Below are 15890 nucleotides of genomic sequence, written 5' to 3'. Positions count from 1 at the left end.
TTCCCGACAACGTGCCTTTACTACTTTGTTTAGGTGCGTGCGTAACAAGGTATGGAAATCCTTATAAGGGAAATATTGATAGCCGTTCTCGCAAGTGGGTCATGCTTTCGATCATGGCCGCGTTGAACATAGGTGTGAAAATTTATGGAAGATTTTGTGGAGGAAGTTCAGCAGCAGGATTCTCAGGTAGAGCAGCAGGCAGCAGAGGTACAGGAAACGACTGAAGCCGTCCCCGCTGTTGAGGAGACTGCAGAGAGCAATGTCGTTTCCGAAGAGACCATTGAGGCCCTTGAGGAGAAGCGCGACATTGTCAACGAGGATGCCGAGAGGCACAGAAAGCTCAGGGACGAGCTCAACAACCAGACCAAAGAGTGGAAAGCGAAGAGGGACGCCCTCAACGCCCAGGTCAGGGAGCTCGTGGACGAGGCAGGCAAGTGCAGGGAGGAGCGCGACTCGCTCAACCAGAAGGTCAGGGAGACGAAGGAGCTCAGGGACGAGTGGAACCAGAAGGTCACCGCCCTGAAGGAGCAGCTCGCCCCCTACAGGAACGAGAAATCCGACGAGAAGAACGAGGTTCCCGTCAAGCAGCTGAAGAAACAGCTCCAGGATCTTGAGTACACTCAGATGACCAAGCCCCTCGGAAAGGACAAGGAGAACGAGATCATCAAGCAGATCTCCATCCTCGCCAAGCAGATCGAGGAGAGGGAGAAGATCTACGAGCAGAACGACGAGGTCAAGAACCTGGTCCAGCAGCTCAGGGACGCCAAGGCCGAGGCCGAGGTGTACCACCACCAGGTCTCCGAGTACGCCGAGAAGGCCCAGGCCGCCCACGACAAGATGATCGGCTTCTACGAGCAGGCCGACAGGCTCAGGAAGGAGGCAGACGCAGCACAGGCGAAGTTCGTCGAGTGCAAGCAGGCCGCCGACGAGGAGCACAAGAAGCACATCGAGCAGATCAAGTCCGTCCACGAGATGGACAGGGACGCATCCAGCTTCCGCAACAAGAAGAACTCGGTCCGCAAGAAGAAGTCGGACACCGAGGGCAAGAAGGAGGCCAAGGAGATCTTCGAGCGCTTCAAGGCCGGAGACAAGCTCTCCACCGAGGACCTCATGGCCCTCCAGAAGTCCGGGTACCTCTGAAACTCAAAAGGGGGGCTGGTTCCCCAGCCCTCCACTTAATTTATTCAGAAGCTTAAACAATTAAGTAATCAGCTAAATTTTTTGGATAAATTATTTATACAGACTGAACTTATCTGATTTTGCTGGGATACGGCCAGGCTGTAGAGTGCATCCCATCCCTTCTTATATTCTGGCCTATCCCCACACTTTACCGTTATTCTGTGTCCTGCGACCATAAGTATATAACGCGCGCGTGAATCTGTCGCACGATACATTATGGTCTTGGAAGGATTGGGAAAATCCCTGAGAGGTGTCCTCGGACGCATCGGGAGCGCGTCCTCGGTGGACGACGAGCTTATCAAGGATATCTGCAAGGACCTCCAGCGCGCGCTTCTGGAGGCCGATGTCAATGTCAGGCTGGTCCTGGACCTCACCAACAAGGTGAAGGATCGCGCGCTCAACGAGCCCCCCGCGGCCGGCAGGAGCATGAAGGACCACGTAACCAAGATCATCTACGAGGAGCTCGTGGCACTGGTCAACAGCGACAAGGGCGGGATAGCCCTCAAGCCACAGACCATCATGATGGTCGGTCTTTACGGACAGGGAAAGACCACCACGACCGGGAAGCTCGCCCTCTACTTCTCCAAGAAGGGTCTCTCCGTGGGACTCATCGGTGCGGACGTCTACAGGCCCGCCGCCCTAGACCAGCTGAAGCAGCTGGGCGAGAAGGTCGGCGTGGAGGTCTACGGGGAGCCTGGTCAGACCGACGCCGCGCTCATCGTCAAGAACGGTCTCGACCGCTTCAGGGACAAGAAGATCGTCATCATCGATACCTCCGGAAGGCACGCGCTGGAGGACGACCTCATCGAGGAGATCAAGAGGATCGCCGAGGTCGCCAAGCCCGAGGAGAGGGTCCTCGTCCTGGACTCCCAGGTCGGCCAGCAGGCCGGTCCGCAGGCGGAGGCCTTCCACAACGCCGTCGGCGTCACAGGCGTCATCCTGACCAAGATGGACGGAACCGCCAAGGGAGGAGGCGCCATATCGGCGATCTCCAGGACCGACGCGAGGATCGTCTTCCTGGGAACCGGGGAGCACATCCGCGACCTGGAGGCGTTCGACGCCAAGAAGTTCATCTCCAGGCTGCTGGGCATGGGGGACCTGTCCGGGCTGGTCCAGATGGCCGCCGAGGAGATCGACGACCCCGAGGTCGCCCAGAAGATGGCCGACGACATGATCAAGGGGAGGTTCAACCTCAACCACATGTACTATCAGATGGCGGCCGTAGGCAAGATGGGCACCCTCGAGAAGCTGATGACAATGCTGCCCGGAATGAGCGGCATGGAGGGAAAGATCGACTACGAGGCTTCCCAGAAGAAGCTCGTGATCTTCCGCACGATCATGGACTCCATGACGGCCCAGGAGAAGGAGGACCCGAGCCTCATAAAGGCCAAGAGGATCGAGAGGATCGCCAACGGCGCCGGTGTCACGCCCCACGATGTCCGCGAGCTGCTCAGGCAGTACAACACGATGAAGAAGACCATGACGTCGTTCGGCAAGGACCGCAAGATGCGCAAGCAGATGATGAAGCAGATGGCCGGGGTCGACCTGGACGGACTCAAGGAGCTGCAGGGATCCGGATGAGGTACTTCGTCATCACCGGGCACAAGGCGGTCTCCACCGGGGACTTCAAGCTTGACGACATCGCCGGGGGCGCCGGCAGGATGGACATCCTGTGCAGATGCGTCAACTCGGCGTTCTTCCTGAGCCACAACCTCCGCAAGGACGTCGAGATCTACCTGGTTCTCGAAGGGGGCGACGACGCCCCCAAGACCGTCATTTTCAAGGGGGAGGACCTCAGGTACCTGAACCCCGACGAGAGGAGCACCGCGTCGCTCATCAGGAACGCGCTCCTCAAACCCGTCTCAGAAGGCGAGGAGGTCAAATCCTCGCCGGGGGTGTACGTCACCAGGCTGTCGTTCCCGGAGGTCCTCAGGAGGCTCTCCGAGAGGGGCAGCTTCGTGTATCTCAAGGAGGACGGCACAGACTGCAGGGAGTACGAGTTCCCCGAGAACCCGGTGTTCGTGCTGGGGGACAACCACGACCTGACCGAGGGGGAGGAGGCTGAGCTGCTCTCCTACAACCCCGACAGGATCCGCATCGGGCCGCTGAGCCTTCACGCGGACCATTGCATGATCATTGTCCACAACGAGGCCGACCGCAGGTCGGAATGAGGTGTTACCATGGCAGATACCGTAGAGAGGATCCCGCAGCACAGGCACTGCGTCAACTGCGGAAAGGCGTTCGTCGGAGAGGGGAGGTTCTGCAGCGAATCCTGCAAGGAGACCGCCGGCGACGAGGTGAAGGGCAAGCTGAAGAAGCTGGGGCTCATCTGGGTGGCGATCGTCGTCGTCACCATAGTCCTGGTGGTTCTCACGCTCGGTGCGGAGTGATGACGAAGGCCGCCGTCGCCGGCACGTTCGACATCCTCCACGACGGGCACAAGGCCCTGCTGTCCCGCGCGTTCGAGGTGGGGGACATTGTCGTCGTGGGGATCACATCCGACCGCATGGCCGGCGAGGGGAGGGAGGTCTCCGTCCCCCTGCATCTGAGGAAGGCGGAGCTGGAGCGCTACCTCTCCGGGAAGGGGGACTACAGGGTCTTCGAGATCGACGACATGTACGGCCCCGACGAGGAGATGGACGACGTCGACGTCCTGGTTGTCTCGGAGGAGACGCTGGGGAACGGCAGGATCCTCAACGACCGCAGGGCGTCCAGGGGGCTGAAGCCCTTCGAGCTCTCGGTGGTCCCGCTGGTGAGGAGCGACGACGGGTCCAAGATCAGTGCCACCTCCATACTAAGAGGGGAGTACGGCAGGTCGGGCCACCGCTCCGTGATGGACGTAGCGGTCGGTTCGCTGAACCCGGTCAAGGTCTCGGCGGTCCGCTCCGTGATGGAGCGGGTGTACGGCGAGGTCAGGATCACCGCCGTCGACGTCGGAAGCGGGGTGCCGCCGCAGCCGTTCGAGGGACAGACCCACGAGGGCTCCAGGAACAGGGCGCTGGCCGCGCTCGGCGACCATGACATGGCCGTCGGGATAGAGGCGGGGGTCTTCGAGATGCTGGACGGACTGTACGACATCCAGCACTGCACCATAGTGAGCCGTGACGGCAGGGAGACGTACGGGCAGGGCTCCGGCTTCAGGTACCCCGACGGCATCGCCGCGCTGGTGAGGTCCGGAATGACCGTGGGGGACGCCGTCCACGAGGTCTACGGCAGCACCGACATAGGCAAGAGGCAGGGCGCGGTCGGCCTGCTCAGCAAGGGACTCATCGACCGCAAGACCCTGACCGAGCAGTCGGTCACCGCGGCCATGATTCCGCGCTTATGGGATGAGTGAGATGTTCTACAGACAGAGGATACGCAGCGATTCCAAGTACCTCACAGACGAGTCCAAGATGACCGGAAGGGGCGAGCACGTCATCATCCCGGTCGACGACTCCGAGCTCAGGGAGGCGGTGAGGATCAACAACTCCAAGGGCAACCCGATAACGGTGGCCGGGATGAGGACCGGCGTCTGCGGGGGATGCGTCCCCACAGAGGGCGACGTGATCTCGCTCGAGCGCATGTCCGGCGTCCTGGGTGTCGGGAGGGACGAGAGGGGGTATTTCGTCAGGGTTCTCCCATGCACCACGATAGAGGAGATCAACAGGGTGCTGAGGGCCCGCGACCTCTCCGGTCTGGAGGACGTCACCGAGGGCGCAAGGGAGCAGCTCCTGTCGGAGCCGGTGCCCTACTTCTACCCGGTGGATCCGACGGAGATGAACGGGTCCATCGGCGGCAACATAGCCTGCAACGCCTCCGGACCCAGGACGTACAGATACGGCCCCACCCGCGACTGGGTCAGGAGGCTCAGGGTGGTCCTGCCCGAGGGCCAGTACATAGATTTCAAGAGGGGGGACTACAGGGCCGAAGGCAGGCGCATGAGCTTCCCGGCGGGAAGGTCGTACTACTCCTTCGACATCCCGTCCTACGATTTCAACACGGACGTGAAGAACGCCGCAGGTCCGATGTTCCACGAGGACATGGACCTCATCGACATGTTCGTCGGATCGGAGGGGATCTTCGGGATCATCTCCGAGGCGGACGTGTACGTCGCCCCCTGGCACCCTCTGGTTTCCAACATTCTGTTCTTCCCCACCGACGCCGACTGTCTGGCAGCCGTCAGGGAGATCAGGTCGGACGGTCTTGTCGACCCCGAGTTCATGGAGTACATGGACTGCAGGTCGCTGGACCTCATCCGCAGGGTCACAGCCTCCGATCCCGCGCTGATCAGGGTGCCTAGGCTCCCGGACTACGCAGGCTCGGCCCTGTTCTTCGACATGCAGCTGACCGATGACATGCCCGCGAGGTACGTCAGGGTGGCGGAGATCGCGGAGCGCCACGGGGGCTCCCTGGACAGGTCCTGGTGCGGCCACGAGGAACGTGACCGCGAGAGGATGAGGGAGCTCAGGCACTCCATCCCGAGGTCGATCTTCGAGTACGTCGCCTCCCTGAAGGGGGAGATGCCGGGGATCCACAAGATGGGAACGGACATGTCCGTCCCGGACTCCGCCGCGGACGAGATGATGTCGTTCTACTCGGAGCAGCTGGACGCCGCGGGTCTGGAGTACGTGGTCTTCGGCCACATAGGCAACAACCACCCCCATGTGGAGATTATCCTGAAGTCCATGGAGGACTTCGAGAAGGCCAACGAGGTCTACCGCAGGTTCGCCGAGAAGGCCGTCGAGCTGGGGGGATCGCCCAGCGCCGAGCACGGGATCGGCAAGATCAAAAGGGATTACATGCAGCTCATGTACGGCGAGAGGGGGGTCGAGGAGATACGCAGGATCAAGACCATACTGGATCCAAAGAACATACTCTGTCGCGGAAACATAGTGGAGGTGCCGCAATGAGGTTCGCCGTCGCTGTCAAGCAGGTCCCGGACACGATGGAGATGTCCGTGGACGAGAACGGCTCTCTGGTGAGGGCGGGTGTGCCCTCGATCCTCAACCCGTACGACGAGTACGCCCTGTCGAGGGTCCTCTCGATGAGACGCGAAGGGGACGAGATCATCGTGTATACCATGGGTCCCCCGCAGGCCAGGCAGGCCCTCGTCAGATGCCTTGAGATGGGTGCCGACAGGGCGTTCCTGCTCACAGACAGGGATTTCGCTGGTGCGGACGTATGGGCGACCGCCAGGACCATCACAGCGTTCCTGCTCAGGCACATCCCCGACGCGGACGTCTACGTGTTCGGGAGGCAGGCCATAGACGGCGACACGGGGCAGGTGCCCTACGAGGTCGCCGCCCAGCTGGGGGTCCAGCAGTTCGCGTACACGGAGTCCCTCTCCAGGACTGACGACGGTCTGGTGGCCGTCCAGGACTACGGTGACGTGCGCAGGACCTGCTCCGTCCCGAAGGGATCTGTGGTGTCCTTCGGCTCCGTGGACCCGAACGGCACGCTGGTGTCCATATCGGACTACCTGTCGGCCCAGGACAGGGAGGTGGAGGAGGTCGACAGGATTGCTATCGGTCTCGGACTGTACTCCGTCGGTCTCAAGGGATCGATGACGAGGATAGTATCCACAACGGCGTCCTCCGGTGTCAGACGCAACAGGAAGGTGGAGATCACCGACCCTGCCAAGGGGGCGGGGTTCATCATAGACGAGCTGGAGGCGGTCAGATGAGCGAGTGCTCTGGTGGATCGTGCTCCACATGCTCCTCGTGCGGGTCCGATGACCCAGACAGGCTTCCGCCGGGGATGCTGAAGGTGTACAACCTCAACCAGTCGACCGCCGACGGCATCCTCGTGTGGATCGAGACTGAGCCGGACGGAGACGGGGTGAGGATGGCCGACGTCAGCGCGGAGCTGCTGGGCGCGGCGAGCGGGCTCTCGGACGGACGCGTGTTCGCCGTCGTTTTCGGAGGGGCGGAGGTCAAACCCCTGTACCCCAGGATATTCGGCTGCGGAGTGGACACCCTCTATCACGTCAGGGAGAAGAGCCTGGAGGTCTACGCTCCGGAGGGCTACGCATCGTGCATCGTGTCCCTCATCAAGCGCATCGAGCCGGCGACGGTCCTCATCGGGGCGACTCCCCGCGGGAGGGAGCTGGCGCCCAGGATCGCGTCGGAGCTCGGCACAGGCCTGACTGCCGACTGCACCGGCCTGAGGGCGGAGGGCAGGAAGCTCGTGATGACGCGTCCGGCCTTCGGAGGGAACCTCGTCGCGGACATTGAGTGCCTGAGGTTCCCGCAGATGGCCACCGTCCGTCAGGGGACGTTCCCGATGCCGGAGGAGAAGGATGGCACTGGGACCGCCATCTACTGGCAGTTCAGGGACGGGGCCGTGAAGCAGGTCATCTCGGAGGAGAGGGCAGTGGAGTCCGGAGAGGACATCCGCGACGCCAGGATTCTGATATCCCTCGGTGACGGGATCCGCGACAGAAACCTCATCGATGTGGCCGAGTCGGTGGCCAGGAAGGTCGGTGGGACCGTGTCTTGCTCCAGGTCCCTGGTGGAGAAGGGCTGGATGCCCCGCTCCCGCCAGGTCGGCATGTCCGGCAGGACGGTGGCTCCAGACCTGTACATCGCATTCGGGATATCCGGCGCGGTGCAGCACCGTGTGGGCATGTCCGGGGCCAAGAAGGTCATCGCGGTCAACAACGACCCCGATGCTCCCATACACCGCTATGCCGACCTCAGCCTCATAGCCGATGCAGGGGAGATCCTGAGGGAGATGGACCGTTCTCTCGGTTCCTGAAGCGAGGGCCCGGAGGCCCCCACCAGGACCGATCAGTACGGGTTCCTCTCCGACACCTCGACCATCGCACGGATGTTCTCGATGGGGGTGCCGTTGGGTTCGGCGCATCCGGCACCGAATATGAACCCTCCGCCCTCCCCGGCGTCGTCGAAGCACTTCTGAGCTGCCGCTCTGACATCGTCGGCGGTGCCGTTCAGCATTATCGACACGGGGTCGATGTTCCCCATCACAGCCATCTTGTCGCCGAAGGCCGTTTTGGCTGCTCTGAGGTCGACGGCATGGTCCAAGCTCATCGCGGCCGCGCCTGTCAAGGCGAAGTCGTCCAGCATGGGTCCGGTGTTGCCGCAGATGTGGAGCATCGTCGGGACCCCGTAGTCCTTCCTCCAGTGCTCGATGTTCCTCCTGAGGAGGTCCCTGTTGAACTCCCTGAACATGTTGTCGTCGATCATGCTGGCGGAGGACACGGGATCCGTGTACACGACATAGTCTGCATCGACTTCCTCGAGTTCGGCGGACACGATGTCCCTTGAGAAGTCGGCTCCTCTGGAGATGACTCTCCTGGCCTCCTCGGGATCCAGCAGCATGAGCATCAGCAGGTCCTCGGTCCCTCTCAGGAAGCCCGTGGTCGTCAGGACACCTTCGCACCATGCGGGGGTCATCACATCGGGGCATCCCTCGTTGACGGCCCTGAGCATGTCGATGACGTACCTGTGGAAGTTGGGGCATGATTTGCCGTCGAAAGGGTCGTAGAGGGGCTTGGACTCGACATCCTCGGGACCCGTGAAATATGCGGACTTGAGGGACCCCTGGTCGTTCTCGGGGAGTTTGACCTCAATCCCCGGGAGGTCCATGAAGATGCCCTTGGTCTCGATAGGACCGAAGAACAGGTCGGCACCGGTGTCGGCCACCCATTTGCTCATGATCTCCTTGACGAGGGAGGTGCTGTTCCTGCATTCGTTGAGCGTGTGGCCGGTGTATCCCAGCATGGCGGTGTTGCCGAAGTCGCATACAGGCGCCCTGTCGGGGATATCGCCGTCGAACACCGCGACGCAGCGTTCCTTGGATTCCATCCTGACGGTCGTTCTATCACCGGGATGAAAATCGATTTATAAGGTATTTAAATGGTTTATGAAGTGGGATGTATGCGCCAGCTCACTCGGTCTTCTTGGAGTGGGATATGGCGCATTCGGACACCTTGTCCGCGTGTCCCGCGACCTTGACGTTGCGCCAGACGGCTTCCACCGTCCCGTCCTTCCCAATGAGGAACGTGGTCCTTATCGTGCCGACCGTCTCCTTGCCGTAGGACACCTTTGTGCCCCAGGCGCCCACCTTCTCCATGAGCTCATGGTCCGGGTCGCTGAGCAGCTTCACCTTCAGCTGCTGCTTGTCGATGAACTTCCTGTGCGACTCCGTGGAGTCCTTGCTGATCCCGATCACGGGGATGTTGCGCATCATCAGCTTGGGCACGTTGGCTGTGAACTCCACCGCCTCCTTGGTGCATCCAGGGGTGTTGTCCCTCGGGTAGAAGTAGACTATGTGCCTGATGCCCTCGAGCATCCTGCTGTCGAACTCCTCGCCGTTCTCGTCCTTCAGCACGAAATCCGGGAATCTGTCTCCTACGTCCATGTCATCACCTCAGAACAGCGTGTCCTTCTTCAGGGCCACGATGGGCTCCAGGTCGATCTCCATAACGATGATCGGATGGGTGATCTCGTAGCCGACGACGACGGACGGTGCCATCTCGCCGAACATGCCGATCTCCTTCCCGTCCATCATGATCCTCGCTCCCCTGCCGGGGACGAAGGTGGGGAGGTCGCAGGGCTCGAGGGTGTACCTGAGGCCCATCTCCCTGAGGACGGACTCTGTGAGCGACTTGATCTCGGTGAACGATGTCTTGGAGGCGGTGACCATGGCGCAGAGGCGGGGCTGTGTGTGGAAGTCCCTGACGACGTTGCCGATCTCGAAGATCCTCTGGGGAAGGTCCCTGTGCTTGTTGTGCCTCAGGATCCTCACAAGGCTGGGCATGAGGTAGGGCCTCAGGCAGGTGTGGTCCTCCGTGATGGGGTTCATGACGCGGACCACGTCAACCTCCGGGAGTCCGGAGATCTCGAACTCGTCCTTCTGGTTGCTGAGCGTCAGGGTGGTGACCTCGTTGAAACCGAGTCCGACCATGACGTCCCTGAGGTTCTCGGAGAACGTGGTCAGAGGGGACATGGAGCCGGAGGTCTGAACCAGGGAGTGCCTGCCTCCGAACCTGTCGAACCCGTATCCCGTGGCGACGTCCTCGTAGATGTCGACGTCGTGCATGATGTCAAGCCTGACGGAGGGGATCGTGACCTCGACCTCGTCCCCGTTCGCCACGGCGTCCATGCCCATCCTGCGGAGGCACTCGACCATGCCTTCGGGGCCGAGCGTCGTTCCGAGGAATTTGTCGCACGCGGATGCGGAGATGGTCCTCTTGGACGGGGTCAGGTCGGGGGAGCGGAAGGTCTCGTCGCCGTCGTGCATAACGACGGTCTCGATCCTGCCTCCGCGTTCCGCCAGGGCGGTGGCGACGATGTCCAGGGCGCCCTTGACAGCCTTGCGGTCGTTGCCTGTGACGTCGATGAAGAGGTCGTGCTTTCCCGTGGTGACGGTTGTCAGCACGCCGTTGATGATAGGAGGGAAGGACAGAACCGATCCGTTCTTGTCCAGGATGATGGGGTACTTGTCGAAACCATCCAGCAGATGGGCGTATGCCTTTCCCTTCTCGTTCCTCTGCAGGATCTCGGCGAGGTCCATCTCCTCATCCATGGCCAGGGGCACGAACCTGACGGAGTGGGGATCGACGAGTTTGTAGATGAACGGGGGTTCGACCTTGTCCAGGTCGTGTATGCCTATGGCCAGCTTGCTTCTCTTCCTTCCGATGGTGATGTGCAGCTTCTCCTGCAGCTCCATCATCGACCTGAGGAACTCGTCGTCGATCTCGACGTCCCTGACGACGCCGCAGAGGAACCAGGGCCTCATGCTCTTGACGCTCTGGTCGACGGTGACCTCCACGTCGGAGTCCCCGACCTCGTACTTCTTCATCCCCGGTTCGATGTCCAGGAATGCGCGCAGCGCCCTAGCGAGGCCCTCGACGCTGTAGAGGTCGGGGCGGTCGGGGAAGAACTCGACGCCCATGTCCTCGCATCCCGGCTCGGTGTCGTGCATGTCGGCGCCGATCATGGGGATCCTCTGGACCAGCGTCTCCTGGGGGACTTCCTTCCCCAGCATGGTGCACAGGTCGCTGTACTTGAAGTTGATCAAAGGCATGACGCCCGAATCGGAGACGCCCTATAATAAACGCACGCGTGCGTGCGAGAAGTTATGTGAGAGCCGACCCGCGAATGTGCGCGGGGGCCAGGAGGGGACGGACCCCTCCGTCAGGGCTCATCTGCCCAGTGCGGCGTGGGCGCTTCCGAGCTGGCCGGCGGCCTGTGCCGCAAGTGTCGACAGCTCTCCGGCAAGCACTGTAGCCGCGACGATCTCCGCCAGCTTCCTCGCCTTGCCCTCGCCGAGGCATCCGATCATCTGGAGGGCCTCGCGCTGGCAGGGGAGCCTGGTCCCTCCGCCGACAGTCCCCACCTCGACCGCGGGCATCCTGACGCAGATGTACAGGTCGCCGCCGACGTCCTCGCAGGACGTGACGGTCATGCTCCCTCCGACGACCTGGGCCGGGTCCTGTCCCGTGGCGATGTACAGCGCCGCGACCATGTTGGCCGCGTGGGCGTTCGCACCGAGGGTTCCGGAGAGGCTGCTTCCGAGCAGGTTCTTCCTGTAGTTCGTCTCGACGACCGCCGCCGATGTCGTGTGGAGCCTCCTCTCGACTACTTCCTTGGGTATCGTGGCCTCGGCTATGACGGTCTTTCCGCGGCCGTTGATCATGTTGATGGCGGCTGGCTTCTTGTCCGAGCACATGTTGCCGGAGACCGAGATCATGACGGCTCCCGTCTCCTTCTCCAGGAGCCTGCAGACAGCCTCTGACGCTATGGTCGCCATGTTCATGCCCATGGCGTCCCCCGTCTCGAACGCGAACCTGAGGAACAGGCTCCTGCCGTCGGGGTACTTGTCTATCCTGGAGAGCCTCCCGTGGCTGGTGGTTGTCGATACGGCCTCGTTGATCTCGTCCATGTGGGTGTCGATCCATTCCATGACCCTCTTGCCGTGTTCGATGCCGTCGACCCTGAGCACGGGCGCGCGCGTCATGGCGTCCCCGTAGACCATGGTCCTGACACCTCCGCCGTCGTTCATCACGGACATGCCGCGGGAAATCGATGCAACGAGGGCCCCCTCCGTGGTGGCCAGGGGAATGAGGAACTCGCCGTCCGCGTACTCCCCCGAGATCCTGACTGGCCCAGCGTAACCCAGCGGTATCTGAACCGTGCCGATCATGTTCTCGATGTTCTTGGACGCACCCTCGGGGTCGAATCCGTACTTCGACACCGTCTCGAGGGTCGCGCCTGTGAACTCCTCAGCCGCCTTGCGGCGCTCGTCCACATCGGCCGCTGTGTATCCGCGGTTCTTCAGCCCGCTGTGCTCTGCCATGGGGCCCCGATTGCCTTGACCGATATTAAAATGGAGGCAGGCGCGGGGTGTGATACTCTGGCACATCGGAGTTTCCATGCGTCATATTTTAATCAGGGACGTGCTAGCGCATTCATGCGCGCCGGCTGGACGTCAGACAAGCTCGAGAAGGTGAGCGACTTCGTCGATGATGCGGCCGGCAGGCTCTATCCCCGCAGGGACAGCATAAAGTCGGTTCCGGACAGGGATCGCCGTCTCATAAGGGCGTTCCCGTACTTCATCGCCCTCTGTCTGATCCTGTGGATATGCTCGATACTGTATCTGGGGGACTACTCGTTCTCGAAGCTCGTGGAGATCCTCTGCCTGTCCTTCGTCGCGTGCTTCGCCGCCCTCGGTGTGCCCTGCCTGCTGATGATGGACAAGGGGGTCTTCAGCACCTGGGTCATATTCCTGCTGGCCGTATTCATGACAGGTCTGCTGTGGTTGTCCGAGATCTACATGGGGCAGGTGTACTATGCGGAGGCCATCTACGATATCATGAACGTCCTGGGTGTCTACCTGGACGATGTCATGCAGCTGATCCTGGGATTCGGCGGGACCCTTGCAATCATGTTCTTCACTTCCGTGGGTGTGCTGAGCGTCATTGGCGCCTACATGCGCCTCTACATGGCCCGCGTCTTCCTCTCGATGCAGAGGCGGGCCGGCACAGGGAAGCGTGGCAAGGCGGAGAAGTTCTTCATGGTCCCGGACATAATCGACGTCAAGGAGGTGGTCATGGAGCCCAGGAGGGACCCGCACGTCTTCCACTTCTCCACATCGGTGGAGGTGACGGCTTACCTGTTCATCCTGGGACTGCTGATCTCGTCCTATCTTTTCGTGAACCCACTGCTTATATCGGTGATGGGCTGGCACACCATGCTGGCGGTCACCATGATGCTCTCGATGTTCACCCCGGCCCTCATCCTGCCTTGGTTCATCGTCCGCAGCATAGGGGCCAAGGTCCGCTCGGACGCACCCCGCGACTACTACCTGTGGATCGGCGCGAGGAAGAGGCTCTTCTCGACGTTCGCCGCCCTGGGTGTGTTCATGATGATGTTCGTTCTCTCCGTCTACCTTGGCAACAGCGTCTCCGAGATCATCCTCACATACGTGTCGTTCCTGGCCCCGCTGTTCGCAACCTCGGTCGTCTACGGCGCGATATACACCAACAACTTCGACAGCCAGGTATGCGAATCGATATGCGAGAACTTTGAAGAGGGCAAGGAGAGCAGGGAGAGTCCCCGAGGTCCGTCGACCTGATCATGCGGTAAAGGAGGAAAATGATGAGCCACAAAGGCTGAGACTTCCCTGCCTATAAACGCGAGCGGCTCATCATATTTAAAGAAAACTGCTTTAAACGCCGTTATTTTCGTGGCGTTCAACCTTTGTCCGCATTCTTCTTACCTTTCTTGATCTGGATGGTCTTCCCTATAACGAGGACTATCGCAAGGGTAGCGAGGGGAATGAACGCGTCCGTGACGTCCCCCAGGAGCCAGTACGCGGCAACCAGGCCGACGACACCGAAGACCCCGTATCTCTTCAGGATCCCGCCGGAGCCCAGAAGGACCATGAACCCTATGATCACGGTCCATACGATCAGGTTCACTATCACGTCCGACGACAGCATCAGGAACGACGAGTCACCCACGAGCTCGGACACGTATCTCTCCACTACCGTGTCGACTATGACGGGGACGACGGTGACCAGGATCAGGGTCATCACGAGTCCGCCGGCGAAGGACACGGCTGCTTCCTTGGCTCCCATGACCGAGTGTATGGAAGGTGGCCTTATATCCCTGTCCTCGAAGGAACGAACGACCCCCTTAACTACTGGGACACGTTCCGGAGGCTCATGAGCGATGCGGCGTACGAGGCCATGAGCAAGGCGAAGAGACAGGCCGAGAGCGGGAACGCGCAGGGAGCGGTCGACACCCTGGAGGCGTATCTGCGCACGGATCCGCACAACACCAAGCCCAGGCTCCTGCTCGCGGACATCATCATCCACAAGCTGGACGACATGAAGTACGGGATGATGCAGCTGGACGTCATCCTGGACCTCGAGCCCGACAACGTGGACGCCCTCAAGGCGGCGGTGACGGTCCTCTCCAAGCACAAGAAGTACAACAAGGAGACGGACGAGAAGTTCCAGAGGATCCTGGAGCTGGAGCCGTCCGCGGAGATGTACAACCAGTATGCCAGGTTCCTCAGGCATCAGATCACCGATTTCAACCGCGCCAGGGAGTACTACGAGAAGGCCATCGCGATGGATCCCAAGAACTACGACTACCATCTGAACTACACGGTGCTCCTGCTCAACGATGTGAAGGACTACGAGAAGGCCAAGTCGGAACTGGAGTACCTCATGTCCGTAAAGCCGGGGGACATGAACCTCCGGAAGAACTACGACAAGCTCATGAGGGAGAAGTTCGACAGGGACGGGAACCTCAAGAGGAAAGGGATAATGGGCAAGCTCAAGCGCTGATCCCGGACTTCGGAGGCCCTCGATTTGTTTAGGGTCTCCTATCTTACTATATAAAATTTATTAACAGATGTAGACTAACGTAACGCCGTTGAATATTGTTATATACCTTCGATTCCTCTTGTTGATTCAGAGGTTGAATCATGGAACTCAAAGGATCCAAAACTGAAGCTAACCTGCAGGCCGCCTTCGCTGGCGAGTCCATGGCCAGGAACAAATACACCTACTACGCCTCCCAGGCCAAGAAAGAGGGATACGAGCAGATCGCTGACATCTTCCTTGAGACCGCGGAGAACGAGAAGGAGCACGCCAAGCTCTGGTTCAAGGCCCTCCACGACAACAAGGTCCCCAAGACCATCGAGAACCTGAAGGACGCCGCTTCCGGAGAGAACTACGAGTACACCACCATGTACAAGGAGTTCGCCGAGACCGCCAGGGAGGAGGGATTCACCGAGATCGCCGCACTCTTCGAGGCCGTCGGTGGAATCGAGAAGACCCACGAGCAGAGGTACCTCGACCTTCTGAAGAACATCGAGACCGGTGTGGTCTTCAAGAAGGACAAGGTCACCATGTGGAAATGCCGCAACTGCGGATACATCCACGTCGGCGAGGAGGCTCCCGCAGTCTGCCCCGTCTGCAAGCACGCCCAGTCCTTCTTCGAGGTCAGGGCCACCAACTGGTGATTAACCCATACCCCGCCTTCGGGCGGGGTCAAAACCTCTCCTTTTACGCTCTTCTGTTAGGTGTTCACTTTTAATCCCGTAACCCGATTTGTTTAACGAACCTAAAGAGGTGAATTAATTAACGGAAAGTTACTGGCGGCCGCGGCTCTAGCGGTCGCTTTCGCGGCGACCCTGCTGCTCAGACGGAAGAAGGACGAGTGAAACAGTTGAAAACGGCGGTCGGGCTA

General features: G+C 60.7%; 17 protein-coding genes. 12 read left to right on the top strand and 5 right to left on the bottom strand.

Going from position 1 to position 15890, the window contains the following annotated elements:
- Nucleotides 1-279 precede the first annotated feature (279 nt).
- From JS82_05550 to JS82_05515, 8 genes are all read left to right on the top strand, one after another.
- Nucleotides 280-1140 (top strand): phosphoserine phosphatase, encoded by an 861-nt coding sequence (locus JS82_05550; GenBank protein QHK18417.1) that lies wholly within the window; start codon nucleotides 280-282, stop codon nucleotides 1138-1140.
- 255 nt (nucleotides 1141-1395) lie between these two features.
- Entirely contained in the window at nucleotides 1396-2760 is a 1365-nt protein-coding gene (locus tag JS82_05545; GenBank protein QHK17593.1) for a signal recognition particle protein, read from the top strand.
- On the top strand, nucleotides 2757-3350 hold the full coding sequence (trmY, locus tag JS82_05540; GenBank protein ID QHK17592.1) for a tRNA (pseudouridine(54)-N(1))-methyltransferase TrmY: 594 nt from the start codon (nucleotides 2757-2759) through the stop codon (nucleotides 3348-3350). The genes JS82_05545 and trmY overlap by 4 nt, the downstream gene beginning before the upstream one ends.
- A gap of 9 nt (nucleotides 3351-3359) precedes the next feature.
- Nucleotides 3360-3569, top strand: a complete 210-nt coding sequence (locus JS82_05535; protein ID QHK17591.1) for a DUF2116 family Zn-ribbon domain-containing protein — start codon at nucleotides 3360-3362, stop codon at nucleotides 3567-3569.
- Nucleotides 3569-4516 (top strand): inosine/xanthosine triphosphatase, encoded by a 948-nt coding sequence (gene yjjX / locus JS82_05530; GenBank protein ID QHK17590.1) that lies wholly within the window; start codon nucleotides 3569-3571, stop codon nucleotides 4514-4516. The genes JS82_05535 and yjjX overlap by 1 nt, the downstream gene beginning before the upstream one ends.
- A gap of 1 nt (nucleotide 4517) precedes the next feature.
- Complete coding sequence (locus JS82_05525; protein ID QHK17589.1) at nucleotides 4518-6071, top strand: FAD-binding protein; 1554 nt, start codon at nucleotides 4518-4520, stop codon at nucleotides 6069-6071.
- Entirely contained in the window at nucleotides 6068-6844 is a 777-nt protein-coding gene (locus tag JS82_05520) for an electron transfer flavoprotein subunit beta (GenBank protein ID QHK17588.1), read from the top strand. The genes JS82_05525 and JS82_05520 overlap by 4 nt, the downstream gene beginning before the upstream one ends.
- On the top strand, nucleotides 6841-7917 hold the full coding sequence (locus JS82_05515; protein ID QHK17587.1) for an electron transfer flavoprotein subunit alpha/FixB family protein: 1077 nt from the start codon (nucleotides 6841-6843) through the stop codon (nucleotides 7915-7917). The genes JS82_05520 and JS82_05515 overlap by 4 nt, the downstream gene beginning before the upstream one ends.
- Nucleotides 7918-7949: 32 nt before the next feature.
- Here JS82_05515 and JS82_05510 read toward each other — a convergent pair whose 3' ends face one another.
- From JS82_05510 to hmgA, 4 genes are all read right to left on the bottom strand, one after another.
- A complete protein-coding gene (locus JS82_05510) occupies nucleotides 7950-8987 on the bottom strand; it encodes a hypothetical protein (protein ID QHK17586.1) in 1038 nt (345 codons plus the stop codon).
- An 82-nt stretch (nucleotides 8988-9069) separates the two neighbouring features.
- Nucleotides 9070-9543 carry a redoxin domain-containing protein gene (locus tag JS82_05505; protein ID QHK17585.1) on the bottom strand — a complete coding sequence of 158 codons (474 nt, stop codon included), beginning with the start codon at nucleotides 9541-9543 and terminating at the stop codon, nucleotides 9070-9072.
- 9 nt (nucleotides 9544-9552) lie between these two features.
- Nucleotides 9553-11211 carry a phenylalanine--tRNA ligase subunit beta gene (locus JS82_05500; protein ID QHK17584.1) on the bottom strand — a complete coding sequence of 553 codons (1659 nt, stop codon included), beginning with the start codon at nucleotides 11209-11211 and terminating at the stop codon, nucleotides 9553-9555.
- Nucleotides 11212-11328: 117 nt separating this feature from the next.
- A complete protein-coding gene (gene hmgA, locus JS82_05495) occupies nucleotides 11329-12483 on the bottom strand; it encodes a hydroxymethylglutaryl-CoA reductase (NADPH) (protein ID QHK17583.1) in 1155 nt (384 codons plus the stop codon).
- Nucleotides 12484-12597: 114 nt separating this feature from the next.
- On the opposite strand from hmgA, the gene JS82_05490 reads away from it, so the two are divergent.
- Entirely contained in the window at nucleotides 12598-13761 is a 1164-nt protein-coding gene (locus tag JS82_05490; protein QHK17582.1) for a hypothetical protein, read from the top strand.
- Between the two features lie 118 nt (nucleotides 13762-13879).
- Here the strand turns inward: JS82_05490 and JS82_05485 are convergent, their stop codons facing one another.
- A complete protein-coding gene (locus JS82_05485) occupies nucleotides 13880-14266 on the bottom strand; it encodes a hypothetical protein (GenBank protein ID QHK17581.1) in 387 nt (128 codons plus the stop codon).
- A gap of 87 nt (nucleotides 14267-14353) precedes the next feature.
- On the opposite strand from JS82_05485, the gene JS82_05480 reads away from it, so the two are divergent.
- The 3 genes from JS82_05480 (at nucleotide 14354) to JS82_05470 (ending at nucleotide 15864) form a co-directional block, all read left to right on the top strand.
- Nucleotides 14354-14983, top strand: a complete 630-nt coding sequence (locus tag JS82_05480; protein ID QHK17580.1) for a hypothetical protein — start codon at nucleotides 14354-14356, stop codon at nucleotides 14981-14983.
- Between the two features lie 140 nt (nucleotides 14984-15123).
- Entirely contained in the window at nucleotides 15124-15663 is a 540-nt protein-coding gene (locus JS82_05475; protein QHK17579.1) for a rubrerythrin family protein, read from the top strand.
- Between the two features lie 117 nt (nucleotides 15664-15780).
- On the top strand, nucleotides 15781-15864 hold the full coding sequence (locus JS82_05470) for a hypothetical protein (GenBank protein QHK18416.1): 84 nt from the start codon (nucleotides 15781-15783) through the stop codon (nucleotides 15862-15864).
- Nucleotides 15865-15890: the final 26 nt, after the last annotated feature.

The organism is Methanomassiliicoccaceae archaeon DOK (assembly GCA_009911715.1).
Taxonomy (GTDB): Archaea; Thermoplasmatota; Thermoplasmata; order Methanomassiliicoccales; family Methanomethylophilaceae; genus Methanoprimaticola.
Note: the sequence above shows the minus strand (reverse complement) of the source record. Positions and strands in the feature narration are given on the sequence as shown.